Annotated in this window: 16 protein-coding genes; all 16 read right to left on the bottom strand. The window is 49.7% G+C overall.

From position 1 onward, the window contains the following. Positions 1 to 12 precede the first annotated feature (12 nt). The 16 genes from AC2CGA_RS10080 to AC2CGA_RS10155 all read right to left on the bottom strand — a co-directional run bounded on the left by AC2CGA_RS10080 (position 13) and on the right by AC2CGA_RS10155 (position 17,265). Entirely contained in the window at positions 13 to 1,431 is a 1,419-nt protein-coding gene (locus tag AC2CGA_RS10080; RefSeq protein ID WP_014306038.1) for an amino acid permease, read from the bottom strand. 24 nt (positions 1,432 to 1,455) lie between these two features. After that, positions 1,456 to 3,138, bottom strand: a complete 1,683-nt coding sequence (locus tag AC2CGA_RS10085; protein ID WP_255764075.1) for a M20 family metallopeptidase — start codon at positions 3,136 to 3,138, stop codon at positions 1,456 to 1,458. A gap of 71 nt (positions 3,139 to 3,209) precedes the next feature. Continuing rightward, the gene (pruA, locus tag AC2CGA_RS10090; protein WP_003150992.1) at positions 3,210 to 4,757 is read right to left on the bottom strand and encodes an L-glutamate gamma-semialdehyde dehydrogenase; all 1,548 of its coding nucleotides are present in this window, start codon (positions 4,755 to 4,757) and stop codon (positions 3,210 to 3,212) included. A gap of 207 nt (positions 4,758 to 4,964) precedes the next feature. After that, positions 4,965 to 6,251, bottom strand: coding sequence for a Glu/Leu/Phe/Val family dehydrogenase (locus AC2CGA_RS10095; protein ID WP_015387545.1), 1,287 nt, complete (start codon positions 6,249 to 6,251; stop codon positions 4,965 to 4,967). Between the two features lie 185 nt (positions 6,252 to 6,436). Beyond that, the gene (gene bslB / locus AC2CGA_RS10100) at positions 6,437 to 6,898 is read right to left on the bottom strand and encodes a biofilm surface layer hydrophobin BslB (protein WP_024085933.1); all 462 of its coding nucleotides are present in this window, start codon (positions 6,896 to 6,898) and stop codon (positions 6,437 to 6,439) included. 215 nt (positions 6,899 to 7,113) lie between these two features. Beyond that, complete coding sequence (locus AC2CGA_RS10105) at positions 7,114 to 7,569, bottom strand: dTDP-4-dehydrorhamnose 3,5-epimerase family protein (RefSeq protein ID WP_015387544.1); 456 nt, start codon at positions 7,567 to 7,569, stop codon at positions 7,114 to 7,116. Further along, a complete protein-coding gene (rfbD, locus tag AC2CGA_RS10110; RefSeq protein ID WP_069449083.1) occupies positions 7,566 to 8,414 on the bottom strand; it encodes a dTDP-4-dehydrorhamnose reductase in 849 nt (282 codons plus the stop codon). Before rfbD ends, AC2CGA_RS10105 begins: the two co-directional genes overlap by 4 nt. 20 nt (positions 8,415 to 8,434) lie before the next feature. Further along, a complete protein-coding gene (gene rfbB / locus AC2CGA_RS10115; protein WP_014306044.1) occupies positions 8,435 to 9,382 on the bottom strand; it encodes a dTDP-glucose 4,6-dehydratase in 948 nt (315 codons plus the stop codon). Positions 9,383 to 9,384: 2 nt separating this feature from the next. Further along, positions 9,385 to 10,122 carry a sugar phosphate nucleotidyltransferase gene (locus tag AC2CGA_RS10120; protein ID WP_015387542.1) on the bottom strand — a complete coding sequence of 246 codons (738 nt, stop codon included), beginning with the start codon at positions 10,120 to 10,122 and terminating at the stop codon, positions 9,385 to 9,387. Positions 10,123 to 10,149: 27 nt separating this feature from the next. After that, a complete protein-coding gene (locus AC2CGA_RS10125) occupies positions 10,150 to 11,154 on the bottom strand; it encodes a PseG/SpsG family protein (RefSeq protein ID WP_024085935.1) in 1,005 nt (334 codons plus the stop codon). A 1-nt stretch (position 11,155) separates the two neighbouring features. Then, positions 11,156 to 11,896, bottom strand: a complete 741-nt coding sequence (locus AC2CGA_RS10130) for a cytidylyltransferase domain-containing protein (RefSeq protein ID WP_015387540.1) — start codon at positions 11,894 to 11,896, stop codon at positions 11,156 to 11,158. Next, positions 11,889 to 13,010 (bottom strand): N-acetylneuraminate synthase family protein, encoded by a 1,122-nt coding sequence (locus AC2CGA_RS10135; RefSeq protein WP_024085936.1) that lies wholly within the window; start codon positions 13,008 to 13,010, stop codon positions 11,889 to 11,891. Before AC2CGA_RS10135 ends, AC2CGA_RS10130 begins: the two co-directional genes overlap by 8 nt. Beyond that, positions 13,010 to 13,873 (bottom strand): GNAT family N-acetyltransferase, encoded by an 864-nt coding sequence (locus AC2CGA_RS10140; RefSeq protein ID WP_283002458.1) that lies wholly within the window; start codon positions 13,871 to 13,873, stop codon positions 13,010 to 13,012. The genes AC2CGA_RS10135 and AC2CGA_RS10140 overlap by 1 nt, the downstream gene beginning before the upstream one ends. Beyond that, positions 13,874 to 15,043 (bottom strand): DegT/DnrJ/EryC1/StrS family aminotransferase, encoded by a 1,170-nt coding sequence (locus AC2CGA_RS10145; protein ID WP_003150976.1) that lies wholly within the window; start codon positions 15,041 to 15,043, stop codon positions 13,874 to 13,876. It lies immediately after the preceding gene. A gap of 22 nt (positions 15,044 to 15,065) precedes the next feature. After that, the gene (locus tag AC2CGA_RS10150) at positions 15,066 to 16,490 is read right to left on the bottom strand and encodes a capsular polysaccharide export protein, LipB/KpsS family (RefSeq protein ID WP_484480184.1); all 1,425 of its coding nucleotides are present in this window, start codon (positions 16,488 to 16,490) and stop codon (positions 15,066 to 15,068) included. 4 nt (positions 16,491 to 16,494) lie between these two features. Then, the gene (locus AC2CGA_RS10155; RefSeq protein ID WP_484480185.1) at positions 16,495 to 17,265 is read right to left on the bottom strand and encodes a glycosyltransferase family 2 protein; all 771 of its coding nucleotides are present in this window, start codon (positions 17,263 to 17,265) and stop codon (positions 16,495 to 16,497) included. Between the last annotated feature and the right edge of the window lie 165 nt (positions 17,266 to 17,430).

Here is a 17,430-nt window from a genome sequence, read left to right on the forward strand (position 1 = left end):
GGGCTTTTTTTCTTATCCGGCAGCGCCTTTTTCCGAAGAAGCCGGCTCACGCTTCAGGCGTTTTTTGATACCGAAGTGATAATACGCGTAACAGATGATCATCAGCGGGACACCGCAGTACAGACCGATACGCTGGTCGGGGATAAAGATGAGACTGATTAAGATAAGACCGTAAACCGAAAATCCGAGAATCGGCACGATCGGATAAAGAGGCGTTTTAAATGCCAGGTCCTTCAGATTTCCTCCTTCAGCGAGAAAGCGTCTCCGGAAAACGAATTGTGAAGCGCAGATTGACATCCACGCGACGACGGTAATCATACCGGAGATGGAAATGAGCCACACATACACCGTTTCAGCCGCGACTACACTTGTCAGCAGGGATAAACCGGAGATGGCGATGGTGATGAAAAGAGCTTTCAGAGGCACGCCTTTTTTCGTCAGTTTCGTTAAGGAAGCGGGGCCCATCTTAGTTTTTGACAGGGACCACATCATTCTGGACGAAGCGTACAGCCCGGAATTCGCCACCGACAGCATGGCGGTCAGAATGACAAAGTTCATGATATCAGCCGCATAAGGAACGCCGATTTTATCCAGCACAGCCACAAACGGGCTTTCGATGACGCCTGCCGTTTGATACGGCAAAATGGACACGAGAACAAACATCGCCAGCACGAAGAAAAAAAGCGTCCGCCATATGACGTTTCGGATCGAGCGGGGAAGCGTCTTTTCCGGATTTTCGCTTTCTCCCGAGGCGATTCCGACCAGTTCGGTACCCTGGAATGAAAAATTCACCATAACAAGGGTAAACAGCACGGCTTGGGCGCCGTTCGGAAAAAGCCCTTTGTCCGTCGTAAAGTTTGACAGATACGGAGCCGTCTGCCCGCCGTTAAAACCGACAAAGCCGAATACCGCAGCGCAGCCGAGAATAATAAACAATACAATGGCCATGACCTTAATGCTGGAAAACCAAAATTCCATTTCCGCAAAACTCCGCGCAGACAGCGCGTTAATGGAAAAAATGACGACGCCGAATACCAGGCACCACACCCAAATCGGAACGGCCGGAAACCATCGCTGCATTAAAATCCCCGCCGACGTCAGCTCAAGCCCCACTGTATTGGCCCAGCTGAATGCGTACATCCATCCGATCGTAAATCCCGTCGACGGCCCGAGAAACTTTGCGGCATACGCCTGAAATGATCCTGCGACCGGCATGGCAACCGCGAGCTCCCCCAAACAAAGCATCACCAGGTACATTAAAAATCCGCCGATCACATAAGCCAATATCGCGCCGATCGGTCCCGCTTCACTGATCGTAAAACCGGAGCCCAGAAAAAGCCCCGTCCCGATCACGCCGCCGAGGGCGATCATAAACAAATGCCGGCCCTTCATCGTGCGCTGCAATTCATTTTGATTGGTATCTCCCTGCATATACATCCCCCTTATTCCGTTATGTCAGCCATTTGTGCGTATGTCTAATCGGCAGCTGTGCAAAAGGTGCATTGTCGTCTGCTGAATGAGTTCCGGCAGCACATGGAATGTGTACGGTTTGTACACGCGTTCCGTCCATTTATGGCCGTCCTTTCCGTATACCCCTATATTGACCGACGGAATATTCAATTCCCTGATTTCATTAAAAGGAATCGTCCCGATGACATCCCAGCCCGGAAAATTATCGGTAAAGGCGGAGACCTCCTCATCTGTTTCATGCAGCGATAAAAAGCTTCCGTCCGCTAAATAAGGGAAAAACTTTTTAAAGACGAATGTTTCTCCGGTTGATGCCGCTGTTTTATCGACCGCTTCTTGAATGACATGCTGCAAAAGCCGGTCCCGTGTGCTTTCTTCCTTCAGATAATTGTGCGGAAGGTAAGGCGGCGCATAGAAAATAATGACCTTGGCTCCCTGCTCAGGATCGAGTTTTTGCAGTTCTTCGACGGCTTTAAAACATCTCATCCGCAGTTCAAGATGTTCATATGTTTTAAATGCCTGCCCTATACACTGTGCAGGGTCTATCCCGCGGCTTCTCAGCCTTTTCAGGTAATCTTCCAGACTGTACACTTGAACGTTCCATGACATCTCTTTTTTCGGCAGGCTCGTTCTCTCACAGTATTCGTCGTAATAATCAGATAATTTTTGTTCTGTCTCTTTGCAGGCTTCGTCAGCCACGGCGGTCAGCTGATCCATGACTTCTTTGGCGGTTTTCTCGTAAATAAAATAATTAAAATAGACATAGCTGCTGACGGCGGTCTGCACGTTATACGCTTCCTTATTGTCACGCTGGTAGAGGCAGGTAGGCGGAAGCACAAGCTCCCCTTCAATGTTTTCCGCCATATGAATATTGTTGTGAATTCTTCTGGTGATTTCTGACGCGATCAAATTCGGATCGATGCCGGACAGCGTATCTCCGACATGCACCTCCCGCCCGTAAATCGCAAAGCAAGGCAAAAGCTTCCCTGCCGCACCCGTGTATATGTACCTTGTCGTGTCACCCTCATACAGCGGCGTGATAAAATCGTTATTAATTGCTGCTAAATAACGAAGCTGCTTTTCTTGTTTCAGCCGTTTTAATTCAGAAATGCTGGTTAAAATGCCGGAATGCTGGCTTTCTTCATCCGGGTTTGCCATGAACAGAATATGGCCCGGCAGCTGATCGCGCCGTTCAGAAAAGTGAAGCAGATTGGCGAGATGAACGGCAATACCGCTCTGCATATCAACCGAACCCCTTCCGAACATCCACTCGCCTGAGCGGGCGTCCCGCTGCACATCCCGATCAAATTCATAGTTTGAGAAATATTCCGCGAGACGGTCGGAATCAAAAGCGATATCTTTTAAAGGGCCGAAATCCTCGATGCCGACCGTATCAAGATGAGAGTGATAAATGACCGTATTCAGGCTTTCGCCGTTTCCCTCAATAAATGCGAAAATATTTTTGCGGCCGTAAGGGTCCTCAGGAATCGCCTGCTCCCACACATGTGACGGATTCTCCTGAAAGTAGGGAAAGCTCTTGATCATATCTTTGATATAGTCGGCTTTTTTTCCTTCTCCCAATGTGCCGTTGATGCTGTTTAACGCCACCAGTGATTTCGTAATGGCTTCTATTTTCTCCTCCGGAAGCATTTTGCTGAGCTGCTGATACATATTCCATCCTCCTTACCCTCATATAGAGAAAATAGCGCGACTCTCTTTTTCATCGCGCTATTTCCGAAAGATTAATAGGCTTCAGACGTTGTTTTTGCCTGCATATGAAGAATCAGATAGTCAGGTCCTCCGGCTTTCGAATCGGTTCCTGACATATTGAAGCCGCCGAACGGCTGGTATCCGACAATCGCTCCCGTACAGCCGCGGTTGAAGTATAGATTTCCGACGTGAAAATCTTCGCGGGCGCGTTCAATGTGCGCGCGGGTTTTCGATAACAGAGCGCCCGTCAGTCCGTAATCGGTATTATTGGCAATCTCAAGCATATGGTCGAAATCACGGGCTTTTGAAATCGCGACGACCGGCCCGAAAATTTCCTCCTGCATCAGGCGGGCGTTTTCATCAACATCCGCAAAAATGGTCGGCTGAATAAAGTATCCTTTTGAATCATCACCTTCGCCTCCCGTCAGGAGTTTTCCTTCTGTTTTGCCGATTTCGATATAACTCATGACTTTATTATAAGATGCTTCGTGGATGACTGGCCCCATGTATGTATCAAAATCTTCCGGACTTCCGACGGTGAGTGATTTTGTTAAAGCGACGGCTTTTTCAACAACTTCATCATAGACGTCCTGATGAATGACCGCGCGCGAACCGGCTGAACATTTTTGGCCTGAGAATCCGAAGGCGGAATACACGATTGAGGAAGCGGCAAGATCAAGATCAGCATCTCTGTCTACAAGCACCGTATCTTTCCCTCCCATTTCGGCAATGACCCGTTTCAGCCACTTTTGGCCCGGCTGTACTTTTGCGGCGCGTTCATAGATGCGGCATCCGACCGCGCGGGAGCCTGTAAACGACACAAATCTCGTCTTCGGATGCTCAACGAGATAGTCGCCGATTTCTCCTCCGTCGCCCGGTATGAATTGGAGCACGCCGTCCGGCAGGCCCGCTTCTTTCATCACTTCTACGAATTTCGCCGCCACGACAGGCGCCGCATCCGCCGGTTTCAGCAGTATCGTGTTGCCTGTTACGATGGCGGCTGCCGCCGTTCCGGCCATAATCGCAAGCGGGAAGTTGAATGGAGAAATGACAATTCCCACCCCAAGCGGCTCATAGTGATACTGATTATATTCTCCGTCACGGCTCTTTACAGGAGAACCGTCTTTCAGCTTCAGCATCTGACGGGCGTAATACTCTAAAAAGTCGATCGCTTCCGCCGTATCCGCATCCGCTTCCTTCCACGGTTTCCCCGCTTCTTTCACCAGGTACGCGGAGAATTCGTGCTTTCTTCTGCGGATGATCGCCGCCGCCTTAAACAGCACATTCGCGCGGTGTTCCGGCCGTACTTTTTTCCATGTTTGAAATGCCTGCAGCGCAGCCTGCATGGCCTTTTCCGCAAGTTCTTTTCCGGCTGCCGATACAGAACCGATCACTTCTTTTTTATCTGCCGGATTGACGGAAATGATCTTTTTATCCGTTTCAATCGCTTCACCGTTGATGATAAGCGGATAATGCTTGCCGAGCTGTGAATTCACATAAGCCAGCGCTTCCTGAAACGATTGTTTATTTGTCTCTTCCTGAAAATTTGTAAATGGTTCGTGTGCGTATGAAACTGTCATTAGAATTCCTCCCCGTATTTTGTAATGTGTGCTCACGCTTAATGAAGATGCAAGAAGCATACCAGCATAGCAATTTGTGATAAAAATAGGAAAATCTTTGCCGAAAGCGGACGAAGCTTGTCCGAACCTGTCAGCTGCAATCTGAAAACGCAAAGAAATTTTGCGATCCGCTATATAACTGATGCAAAATCTCTTTGCGGATAACACTTATACCCAGCCGCGGAACCGGGCCGCTTCAGCCGACTTTCTGATGCCCGTCATATAGGCGGCCAAACGCATATCGACTTTGTGGGTATGCGCTGTCTGATAAATGGATTCAAACGAATTCACCATGACGCTGCGCAGTTTTCCGGCGACTTCTTCCTCAGACCAGTAAAAGCCTTGATTATTTTGCACCCATTCAAAATAAGACACCGTCACGCCGCCGGCACTTGCCAAAATGTCCGGCACGAGAAGCACGCCTCTTTCATTCAGGATTTTCGTGGCGTCTATCGTTGTCGGGCCGTTCGCCGCCTCCACAATGATTGAGGCTTTAATGTGATGGGCGTTTTCAGCCGTTATCTGATTGGAGATTGCGGCAGGCACGAGAATATCACAGTCCTTTTCCAGCAGCTCCCGGTTCGTTATGACATCAGAGAAGAGATTCGTCACCGTGCCGAAGCTGTCCCGCTTATCCAGCAGGTAATCAATGTCAAGGCCGTCAGGGTCATACAAAGCCCCGTGGGCGTCTGAGATGCCGATCACCTTGGCGCCGGCGTCATGCATAAATTTAGCGAGAAAGCTCCCCGCGTTTCCGAACCCCTGAATGATGATCCGCGCATTTTCCAACGGAATCCCTTTTTTCTTAACGGCTTCCTCAATACAAATCGTGACACCTTGCGCGGTCGCCGTCTCCCGCCCCTGTGAACCGCCGAGAACAATCGGTTTGCCCGTAATGAATCCCGGTGAATCAAATTCTCTCAGGCGGCTGTATTCGTCCATCATCCATGCCATAATCTGCGAGTTGGTATATACGTCGGGAGCCGGAATATCCTTTGTCGGGCCGACGATCTGGCTGATCGCGCGCACATATCCGCGGCTCAGCCGTTCCAGCTCTCCGAATGACATCGTCCGCGGATCACAGATGATGCCGCCTTTTCCGCCCCCGTAAGGAAGATTTGTGATGCCGCATTTTAAAGTCATCCAGATGGAAAGCGCCTTAACCTCTTCTTCACTGACTTCCGGGTGAAACCGCACGCCCCCTTTTGTCGGGCCGACTGCGTCATTATGCTGTGAGCGGTAGCCCGTGAAAACCTGTACTGAGCCATTGTCCATTTTGACGGGGATGCGTACGGTCAAAAGCCGCATCGGCTCTTTCATCAGTTCATACATATTGTCAGGATAGCCCAGTTTGCGCAGGGCTTCTTTTATGATCGATTGTGTGGACAAGAACAAATTAAGAACTTCTTTTTCTTCATCTTTCTGAGTGCTTTTAGAAAGCGGGTTGGCTGACATGTTTTATCACCTCATCGTATTTTACGTGTAAGCTTCAATTACCGGCAGAACGAAATGTAAGCGCTTTTACACCAAAACCCATCAATCCCTTTCACATTGTCGTTACACCCCTTTTTATATGCAAGATTCATGCCAGGATTTTGCGCATAAAAAAAGAGGCTGTTGTCAGCCTCTTTCATCCCGGATTAACGCGGGTCAATAACCAGCTTTGTTTCGGCGTAGAGACTGCCGGCCCCCAAACCGTTTACGTAATCGCCTTTAATTGTATACGTGCCCGCGCGCGGAAGGTTTTTACGCACCAGGACGAGATTGTATTCAGACGCGCCCAATAAGTCAAGGGTAAGCGGAAGTCTGACCGTTTTTCCGCAGTTGAGAATTTGCGTTTCTTTCAGTGTTCTTCCGTTTACAGAGTCCCTCACAGTGGCGTTGAACCCGTCAGGAAATTGAAATTCAACGGCGCCGACGGCAAGCAGCGCATTCGGCTTGTATGTGACTTCAATATCAGACGTCGCGTATTCTTTCGTACTATTGACGGTTTTCGCTTCAATAACGGCAGATTGGGCGTTCGCATGAAAAGATGGCAAGAACACAGCTGAAAATACCGCAGCACTGATGAGAAAGGCAGAAAATGATTTTCTTTTTAACATCATGAATTCCTCCAGATCATATAGGATTCAGAGCGTCCTCTGCCGGAAAAGCGTGTCTGATGATTCCATTCGCGAATTGGGTTTCTCTTTTCCTGAGAATAATCTACCACCTTTATCCATGGAAGTAAATTATTTTTTGGAATATTCAATCATTTATTTTTCACGAGATGAACCAGCACAAAAAACGAAGACATCCGCTGTCTTCGTCTTGTGCGCTACCGATGAGCCGTCTGCCAGTCAAATCCGATGCTCTCATCATTCCACGGGATTCTTTTTTCGTCAGGCTGATCCGGATTGTAGGACATTGTCGTGAAATAAATAATGGTCAGCGGGGTTTCGCCCAGCACTCTGTACCCGTGTGCGACGCCTTTGGGAATGAGAAGGAGCATCGGATTGTCTTCTCCCATGTAGTAGACATCCGTTTCTCCCTTGGTTGCCGACTCTTCGCGAAGGTCATGCAGCACGACCTGGGCGTGGCCCGTCGGGAAAAACCACAGGTCATCCTGTTTCTCATGATAGTGAAACGCTTTAATGACGCCGGGATAGCTTTTGGACCAGGAAGCCTGCCCGAAACGCTCTAAGAGATGTTCATCGTCACGGACGAGTTCTGAGAAAAAACCCCGGTCATCGCTGTGTTTGATCAGCTTTTTAATTTTTACGCCTTCGATCACTTGCACTGTCCCTCCCTTTGTAAATAATCCTGCAGCGCTTCCCGCCAATGCCTCATGCCGAGCCCCTGCCGTTCAATCGACTCAAGGCTCAACACCGAGTAAGCGGGGCGCGGCGTCTCATTTCCGTATTCCTCCGTCGTGACGGGCAGCACGGCGGCGGTTCTGCCGCTTTCTTCAAAAATAGCCTTGGCAAATTCATACCAGCTGCACACTCCGCTGTTTGCGGCGTGGTACAAGCCCGGCGGCCTGTCAAACAGACCGATCACCGTTTCGGCTAAATCTTTTGTATACGTCGGCGCTCCGACTTGATCGTTAACGACACGAACCTGATCATGTGTATCCGCAAGTTTCAGCATCGTATTGACAAAGTTGTGCCCGCCGCTGCCGTACACCCACGACGTTCTGATAATGGTGTGGTTTTTTCCCGTTAACCGGATCAGTTCTTCGCCGAGTTTTTTGCTTTTTCCGTAAATCGTGCCCGGATCTGCGGGATCATCGGTCTCGTATGGCCGTGTTCCTTTGCCGCTGAAGACGTAATCGGTGCTGATGTGAATGAATTTCGCGCCGGTGTTTTCAGCCTCAAGCGCAGCATAATAAGCGCCGATTCCGTTTATTAAATACGCTTTGTCGAGCTCCGTTTCACATTTGTCAACGGAGGTGTATGCCGCCGTATTGACGACGATATCCGGCTTGTAATGGCTGAACGAGTGCCGCACCGAACGCTGGTCGGATATGTTCATCATCGCTTTTGTCAAGGCGATCACTTCATACCCTTCCCGCTTCAGCTGGCGGCATAACTCCCGCCCCAGCTGACCGGCCGCTCCGGTTACTAATACCTTCGTCAATCGGATCCCCTTCTTTCCGATTAGTCTTGGCTGTCTGTATACCAGCGAATGGTTCTTCTCATTCCTTCTTCAAATGTGACGTCCTGCCGCCATCCCAGCTCATTTTTCAGCTTTGAAGCATTGATGGCGTAACGGCGGTCATGCCCTTTTCTGTCTTCGACATGAGCAAACCGTTCCTCGACACCGAGCTCCTTCATGATAAATGACGCAAGCTCTTTATTCGTCCGTTCATTTCCTCCGCCGATATTGTAAATTTCGCCTAGTGTTCCTTTTTCCAGCACGAGCTTAATGGCGCGGCAATGATCTTCGGCAAACAGCCAGTCTCTGATCTGCATCCCGTCGCCGTACAGCGGAACCGGCGTACCGTTTACGGCATGCCTGATAATGGTCGGAATCATTTTCTCGTGGTGCTGGTACGGCCCGTAATTGTTGCTGCATCTCGTAATGATGGCAGGAAGCTTATGGGTTTTCACATAAGACATGACAAGCAGGTCTGAGCTTGCCTTGCTGGCGGAATACGGATTGTTCGGAGAAAGCGGCGTCGTCTCTGTAAAAGCGGGATCATCCGGCGCCAAATCTCCGTACACCTCATCTGTGGAAATGTGAATCAGCCTGCCGGCTTTTCCCTGTAACACCGCGTCGGCCAGTCGGTATGTGCCCATCACATTTGTTGTGATGAACGGCTCTGCCTGATTTATGCTTCTGTCCACATGGGATTCAGCCGCAAAATGAATGACAGCGTCATACATTTGGGAAAAGACTTTGTCAATGTCCTCTTTTTCCGAAATGTCACCTTTGATAAAACGGAAACGGCCGTTCTTTTTTAAGGCTTCTATTTCAAGCGGCCTGCTTGCATACGTGAGATTATCCAGGACGGTAATCTGCGCATCTGTTTCTTTCAGCATCATCTTTGTGAAGGTAAGGCCGATAAATCCGGCGCCCCCTGTAATTAAATATGATTTTGGCATGATTAATGCTCCTGTCCTTTCTGTAATGCCTGATGCGCCAGGCTTCCGGCGAGGTAGAGCGATTCATGCGTGCCCGCATCCACCCACCAGCCCGTTAACACATCATACGTCAGCTCACTGTGTTCAATGTATAAATTATTGACATCCGTAATTTCCAGTTCGCCGCGTTTTGAAGGGGAAATTTGTTCAATATAAGAAAACACTTCTGCATCGTACATGTAGATCCCTGTGACGCATAGTCTGGTCGGCGGCTGCTCCGGCTTTTCAATGACCGACTTGATCCGTTTGTTTTCCTCATCAATCTCTGCGATGCCGAAGCGCTCCGGATCGTCCACTTCTTTCAGCAGCACTTTCGCTCCTTTTCCCTGCTTTGCGAAACGCTCCGTATAAGGTTTTAATGAATCTTCAAAAATATTATCTCCCAAAAGCAGAACGAACGGATCGCGCCCGGTAAACCGCTTTGCGTATGATAAACCGTCGGAAATGCCGGATGCGGCTGGCTGAACCTGATATGTGATTGAGACGCCGAGCTCTTCTCCGGTTTCGAGAAGTTTATGAAATTGCGGAATATATTCTTTTTGCGTAATCAGCAAGATATCCGTAATCCCCGCTTCTTCCAGCTTCATGATCGACCAGTAAATCATCGGATATGGACCGACAGGGAGTAAATGCTTATTGACCGCTTTTGTCAGCGGCATAAGGCGTGAGCCGGTGCCTCCGGCTAAGATAACACCTTTCACATGAACACTTCCTTACGTGTGGTTTTATCACAAATCATAAAGAATCGCCGCCGCCCGTTTGATGCCCCTGCCGTCAAGCAGCGGCTTTCCGTTCTGATGAAGCCCGAGCCGTCTCGGATAATCAGCAGCCAGCTCAGACATATGCCGAGCGAGAACGCCCGCCGCGGTGTGTTCTCCCAGGCCGAGATGAACGGCGGCCTCCCGTGCGGCGAATTTTTCCGCCGTCTCAGTTTGATGCTCCACTTGAGAAAGAACGATGCAGGGCACACCTGTACAAATGGTCTCATATAAAGTGATCCCGCCGGACACGACGGCCATATCAGTCCTCGTGAGAAGCGCGGCCATGTCATTTGTCTGCCTTACCATCTCGGCATAAGGCATTTGTGTGAGATGCGCGCGCACGTCATCAGCATGAGGCGCCGCGCCGCCCATGACGATGATCACTCGTTTCCGCTGAATATCAGGGATGCGGCGGCATGCTTCCATCACTTTAAAGACAAGCTTCTTCGGGTCGCTTCCTCCTAAAGAGACCAATATGGTTCGGCATTCTTTTCTCAGCTGATAGAGCTGCTTTGCTTTTTCAAAACCCGGATGAAGAATCATATAATCCGGGCCTTCATATACCGCGGCGCTGCCCATTTGAACCGTCCGGCTTTTCAGCCCGCCGTAAATGCCGTTTATAACGGCATCGCATAAATGAATGACATGTTCCCTCTTTTCTTCAAATAAGACGATACGAGCCGATGAATGCTTTTTGATTTCCTCCAGCCAGTCACACGGCATATCGAGCAGATCGAATATGAGAAGGTCGGGAGCCCGCGTGTTTATTTCCCGGACAATAAATTCCTTCTGTCCCTTGTCAGGCTTGATGATCACTTCCCATTGATCAGATGACAGATAAGAAGAAGCCTCTTTATTTGTGTAGAACGTTATTGAGCAGTTGTTCTTAATGGCACCGGCAAGCAGCTTCATCCGAACCGCGTGCCCCATGCCGATGTCACGGCCCCCGTCCGCGAAAATCAAAACCCGCATGCTAATCAGCCTCTTTTTGCCGGATCATTTGATTAATAGCCCTGAGCTCCGGATCACGATTCAGCAGATGGATCAATTCTTTTGCCGGAATATCAGGACGCGAGCCCGCTTTTACGTACAGCTCGCGGGCCAGCCTGTAGTCCTCTTCTGTATCGACGGTCATCCGCAAGTGAGGAGCCCGGAGTTCCTGCGGGGGCTCAGGAAAGAGAAGCCGGTACCTCTCAGGGGATTCTCTTATCAAAAGGGTGACATGCTCCTGATATTTGTCCGCCAGCGTTTTGTCCGCATTGATCTCCGTTAAAAGGCGCGCGTTCACCGCCTCGCCGCCGATCCCGAGCGGTGTACCGCAGATATACGTGTAGTCTGCGTGCTGATCTAAATGCGATTGAATCAGAAAATCAAGCAGCGAAGGGTCGACAAACGGGTTATCCCCCGTCAGTCTGACTGCGATGTCCGGTTTTACTTGTTCGATGACTTGTGCAAACCGGTCAAGCACACGCTGTTCGCTGCCGCGGTGGACACGGTAGCGGTTGCTGAGGCAGTGCGCAGACAGAATGTCGTCGGTCTTGCTGTCAGACGCGGCGACGATCAGATTATCCCGTGATTGATCGTAAAACGCACTTTGACGAACCCTTTTGACAATCATATCGAGGATCGTATACCCGCCGATCGGTTTCAGCACTTTGCCGGGAAGACGCCCGCTTCCCATCCGCGCCTGAATGATAAACAAAATGTCAGTCATCATATGGGCTGCCTTTCGTCAAAAGGTCATCCCAAGTGATGCCCGTGTCGGCGGGGATATCCCTGACCGCGCGCGCGCCGTCAGTTAAAAGCTCAAAATATCTCGGGTGAAGCCCCTGCGGTTTTTGACCGGGACGAAGGACGGCAAGGTTTTCCGCCGTAAAACATTCGCCTTTTTGAATCGGCGCTGTTGAAAAAATGCCTCTGTAAGCAAACCTTCTGATATCCCCTTCAATCGGTGTCGTCGTTTTATGGGAGCTTCCCGACAGCACTTCCGGCACCGGAGCGTGATGCCCCTGCCGCAGCTCCGCTTCAACTGAGCGGATCGCCGCAACCATTTCTTTTAATTCATCCGGATTGAGGGCGAAGGAGTGATCAGCACCGGGCAGGTTTTTATCGATCGTAAAATGCTTTTCAATCAGTTTCGCTCCGAGCCTGACAGCCGCGCACGGCACATCATACGGATGGGCGCTGTGATCGGAGAAACCGATCACTGCATCCGGGAATGCGGCGGCAAGCATGGGAATGACGCTCAGATTGCTGTATTCAGGCGGCGCGGGATATTTCGCCACACAATGCATGATCGCAATTTCTTTGTTCCCCTCGCCGGTAATGGTTTGATAAGCCTCCTGAATATCTGAAATATCAGCGCCCGCGGTGGAAAAGATAATCGGGGTCTTCAGCCCCGCGACATATTTCAATAACGGCAGATGGTTCAGCTCGTAGGAGGCGATTTTAAAGGCTGAAGGGGAAGTCGCATACAGTAAGTCGGCAGAGCCTTCGTCACATACCGTGCTTAAAAACAGCACGCCTTTTTTCTTACAATATTCAAGCAGCGGTTCGATCCACTCAGCGGGCATTTCCATTGATTGCACCAAAGAAAAAATAGAGACGTTTTTTCCCGCAGCGGTTTTGTATAAGCCGGGGTCTTTCTGATACATTTTGTCAGCCTGAAACATTTGGAACTTGACCGCGTCCGCGCCGGCCTCACTGGCCGCATCTATCAATTCAAACGCCTGGCTCAGTTTTCCGTCATGATTAATTCCGGCTTCGGCGATGATGAATACGGGCGAACCTTCGCCGATTGACTTCGTTCCGATTTTGCATGATGCCATCAGTCCGCCTCCTTCCCGGGCCACACATGATAGTAGTAAAAGGACGCATCCGCTTTAAATCCCATTCTTTCATACAGGCGGATGGCTCTTACATTGTGGAGCTGCGTTCCCGCTGATACAGTCTTATGCTGAAAGCGCAATGATTGTTCAATCACGTGCGCCGCTAAATGGAATCCCGCTCCTTTTCCTTCAAATCCCGGCTTTACCGCCATCAGATCAAGGACGAATTCATCGCCTTTAGACAGCCCCTGAACAAAGCCCGCGGTCTCTCCCTTATATTTGGCGAGGAATTGTAACGAAGCTCTTCCTTCCGCGTTATTCCGCGCCCACTCTTCAAACAGGCGGTTTGCACTTTCATAGCTGAGACGGGGGTCCTGATAATACCTGCTTTTTGTAAAGGCGTCGCGGGCCAGCCGGCTGATCGCTTCCGTGTCGCCGGGTCCGGCTTCTGTAATCTCAAACGGCGGCGTGCTGTTATATACACGCACCGGACTGACGAGCTTGAGAAGACTCCCTACAAAATAAGCGTTCGGAAGCGACTGCACGACCTGCATCGCGCCGATATCTTCAGCCGGTATTTTAATAAATATAAAATCAGTGCCGTCCGCCCGCCTTGCCGCGTAAAATTCCTGAAACAGCCTTTTGAGCTGTCCGGTGCTGTTTGCGGCTGCAAGCTTCACATTGATGATATTTTTTCGGAACAATTGACTTTCCCACGAAGAGTTTTCATATAAAATCACGCCTTGAAGGCTGTTTTCTTCCAATAAACAGAGCGACGATTCATAGGCTTCCGGCTGAATGCCCTTCTGATGCAGGAAGGCATGAATCATGTCCTGTGCAAGATTTTCTCTCAGTCTGTACACCTAATCAGCCCCTTTGACGATATCCGTAACGGCTGCAATGACGTATTCAACGTCATCATCTGTCATTGACGGATAAAGAGGGAGTGATACGGTGCGGTGATAATACGCGGCCGCGGCCGGAAAATCAGTTTCCTTATATCCGTACGTTTTTTGATAATACGGATGGAACGGAACCGGAATAAAATGAACACTTGTGCCGATATTATATTGGTCTTTCAAAGCGGAAATCAGATCGTTCCGGCTGATCCCGGCCTCCTGCTCCTCTATTTGAAGAACATACAGATGCCATGCATGCCGCCCGTCATCACTGACATATGGGACGGTGAGCCCTTTCATGTCTCTGAAAGCGTCCTGGTAGCGGCTAGCAATTTCAGCCCTTCTTTGCTGCATGCTGTCAATCCGTTTCAGCTGATGAAGCCCAAGCGCTGCCTGAAGATCAAACATATTCATTTTATAGCCGGGCGTTTCGACCTCGTAGTACCAGCTTCCGTTTGAAGAATAGCGGTTCCACGCGCCTTTGCTCATGCCGTGAAGGCTGAGCACCCTGATCTGATCGGCAAGCCCGTCATCGTCCGTCGTCAGCATGCCGCCTTCACCGGTTGCCAGGTTTTTTGTCGCGTAGAAGCTGAATGCCGTCGCATCACCGATTGATCCGATCATTTTCTGTTTATAAGTGGTATACACGGCATGTGCGGCATCCTCTAAGACAAATAACTGATGCTTTTCGGCAATGGCCAGAATTTGATCCATATCACACGACTGCCCGGCGAAATGAACGGGTACAATCGCTTTTGTCCGCGGGGTGACGGCCGCTTCAATTTTTTCAGGGTCTGCATTCAGCGTAAGCGGATCGATGTCAGCAAACACCGGAACGGCGCCTGTGTGCACGATTGTATTGGCTGTTGAACTGAACGTCACGGCAGACGTGATGACCTCGTCGCCGGGACCGATCCCTTTCGCTTTCAGGGCCAAAAACAAAGCGGCGGTACATGAGTTCAGCGCGATCGCATGCTTTGCCCCCGTCCAGGCGGCAAAGGCTTTTTCAAACGCCTCTACTTTCGGTCCCTTTGAAAGCCAGCCCGATTCAAGTGTATCAATAACCTCCTGAATTTCGTCCTTCCCGATCATGGGCAATGAATAGGGAAGAAAAGCTGATCTTTTTTGCACCATTTTTTTTGCGCTCCTATCTTTTTTATGAAGGGTCAACCCGTCTGAAGCTGACTCCGGTTTTTTCCTGAAGCACTTGACATAAAGCGGCAAGCGAATCCTGAACCGGGTAGTTCGCGGCGACAAAAGCACGGCGCGCCTGTTCCGCTTTTTGATATTCTGCGGGGCTTTCGCATATCCGGATTAATTCCTGAGCGAGTGCCTGCGGGTCCTCAAAAACAAATTCTCCAAGTGAATGATAATAAGGGTATCGGCGGGTTCCCGCTGATTTTCCGATCAGCACGGGCTTTTGAAACAGCATCGCTTCAAGACCGACTGTTGATGTCTGTGTCACCGCAGCGTCAACAAACGGGAGAATATCATACAGCTCCATCTCTTTTTTGATGATTTTTCCTGCTTTATATTTCCGCAGCACCTGATTGTAAGCATCCAGCTTGTTTTTGCCGATTTCCCACGGATGCGGTTTAATAATGAGCTGCATGTTCTTTTGGCCGGCAAGCTCTTCAAGCACTCCCGTATAAAATTCATCAGAAAACGGCTGCGTGGCGATCAGCACCGTCCGCTGTGACGGGAGAAAAGAAAGTTTGCGGTAAAACGTGTCCCGATCTATCGGCTCTCTTGAGAAAATCTCGTCGAAACGGGGATGCCCCGTGATGATGATTTGTTCCTCCCTGCAGCCTTTTGCTTTATACCACTCCGCTTCATAAGCCCCGAATACAGCCTGATAGTCCGTAAATACGGGCAGAAACGCTTCATCTCCCATGAGCGCCCCGTGCTGAAGACAGATGCTGACGGCGTTTTTTTTCGCGGACATCAGCGCCAGCACACGGCTGTAAATATCCTCCGTCGTGCCGACTACAACGGCGGAAATCTTCTCGGCCGTAAACAAAATATCAACGGCGTCAATCGCTTCAATAAATAACGGGATGTCTTTATACAGTCGTTCCTGAAATTCTCTGTTTCCGAAAGCGGGATGGCTGTGAAGCTCTTTCAAAATGGAATGGGCTTTTTCAATATAAGGGACGGGGTTCCCTTTTTGCCCCATTCCCGTCAGCTCCAATTTGCAGATAACGGGCAGCCCATGATGGTCAGGCAGACTCCATCTGGCCAGTACCGCTGTTTTTGCCGGATCAAACTGCCGGTAATTTCCCTCGGTGAACCGAAGATGATCGAAATGCAGAATGACTTTTCCGTTTACCGGTTTCTCATCTGTTTTCTTAATGTTTTGCCTTTTTTGATAATAATAAGGCTGAATACCGGCTTCAGGAATATGCTGATCCGCCGGACCGAAAAGCTCCGGGTTCTGCTCCATGCTCTCCCGAAGCGCCGGACTGATATATTGATAAAAATTACTGATCAATGCGAGCGGGATGTCTTTGTAGCGAAGTGACTGAAAAAGGTCAATATACTGCCGGTACAGCACCCAATAGTTCGCTAAGTATGCCGACAAGCCCTCACTCCTTTCCAAGCTTTTTTAATGATTCCCTCAGCTCCCGGCACGTGGTCTGCTGCGGAAGGCTGTTCACAAACTCGTTTTTCTCCGCCGCGAAAAGCTGATAATGGATGGATTGATCGGTAATATAATTGATATCAAGCTCCTCAGAAATCGGGTAAAACGGATAAAAATGATTCACTCTCCAGAAAAAACGGGCGTCACCGATACGGTAAAACGCGGGGCTTTCATCCCAATAGGAACCGAATGCCGATTTGACCTGTTCCAGCACGGAAAACCGGTGCATGACCGAACAATGGTCAATGGCGCACGGCGCGTTCCACACGATCCGTTCGGCGGGCCTGGCCGTCTCCTTCACCGTCTCTTTCCGCTGATTCAGATAATAGGTTTTGGAACTTGAATACACGACGGCTTTTTCCGGGTCTTCATCAAGCTCTTTCACCATTTTCTCAAGCCGTTCCGGCACATACGTGTTGTCGTCGGTCGCATACGTCACGTACTCGCCCTCCGCCATTTCTATTGCCTGATTAATCAAGGCGGCGTAGCGTGTTTTTTCCGTTCTTTCTTTGACGCCCGATACATCGCTTTGATAAAACCGGACGCGGTCATCCGTGAGAAAAGGACGTATTTCCGCCAATGTCGCTTCATTTGAGTTGTCATCCATAATGAACAGCTCAAAGTCCGTAAACGTCTGAGACAGAATACTTTTAATAGAGCGGGCCACATAGTCACTTTTGTTATAGCTCGTCATGATCACTGACACTTTAGGCAACTCGTCACCCCCTTTTCGCACCTGAAACTACCGCTATCATATGTTCCTTATGCGGAAGATGCGCTAGGAATACAGACTATTATGTGAAAAGTCAGCATTGCGCGCACAAAAAAAGCCGGCTCTGATATCCGGAAACATTGGATCGTATTTTCTTTTTTCGCATAA

The organism is Bacillus sp. SYZHCR11 (assembly GCF_057196865.1).

Bases quoted from the DNA above. Each gene is read 5' to 3' on its own strand.
- rfbB (WP_014306044.1), bottom strand. From the start codon at position 9,382: ATGCCAAAATCATATTTAATTACAGGGGGCGCCGGATTTATCGGCCTT.
- AC2CGA_RS10130 (WP_015387540.1), bottom strand. From the start codon at position 11,896: ATGACTGACATTTTGTTTATCATTCAGGCGCGGATGGGAAGCGGGCGT.
- AC2CGA_RS10135 (WP_024085936.1), bottom strand. From the start codon at position 13,010: ATGGCATCATGCAAAATCGGAACGAAGTCAATCGGCGAAGGTTCGCCC.
- pruA (WP_003150992.1), bottom strand. From the start codon at position 4,757: ATGACAGTTTCATACGCACACGAACCATTTACAAATTTTCAGGAAGAG.
- AC2CGA_RS10080 (WP_014306038.1), bottom strand. From the start codon at position 1,431: ATGCAGGGAGATACCAATCAAAATGAATTGCAGCGCACGATGAAGGGC.
- AC2CGA_RS10095 (WP_015387545.1), bottom strand. From the start codon at position 6,251: ATGTCAGCCAACCCGCTTTCTAAAAGCACTCAGAAAGATGAAGAAAAA.
- AC2CGA_RS10145 (WP_003150976.1), bottom strand. From the start codon at position 15,043: ATGGTGCAAAAAAGATCAGCTTTTCTTCCCTATTCATTGCCCATGATC.
- AC2CGA_RS10085 (WP_255764075.1), bottom strand. From the start codon at position 3,138: ATGTATCAGCAGCTCAGCAAAATGCTTCCGGAGGAGAAAATAGAAGCC.
- bslB (WP_024085933.1), bottom strand. From the start codon at position 6,898: ATGTTAAAAAGAAAATCATTTTCTGCCTTTCTCATCAGTGCTGCGGTA.
- AC2CGA_RS10125 (WP_024085935.1), bottom strand. From the start codon at position 11,154: ATGCGGGTTTTGATTTTCGCGGACGGGGGCCGTGACATCGGCATGGGG.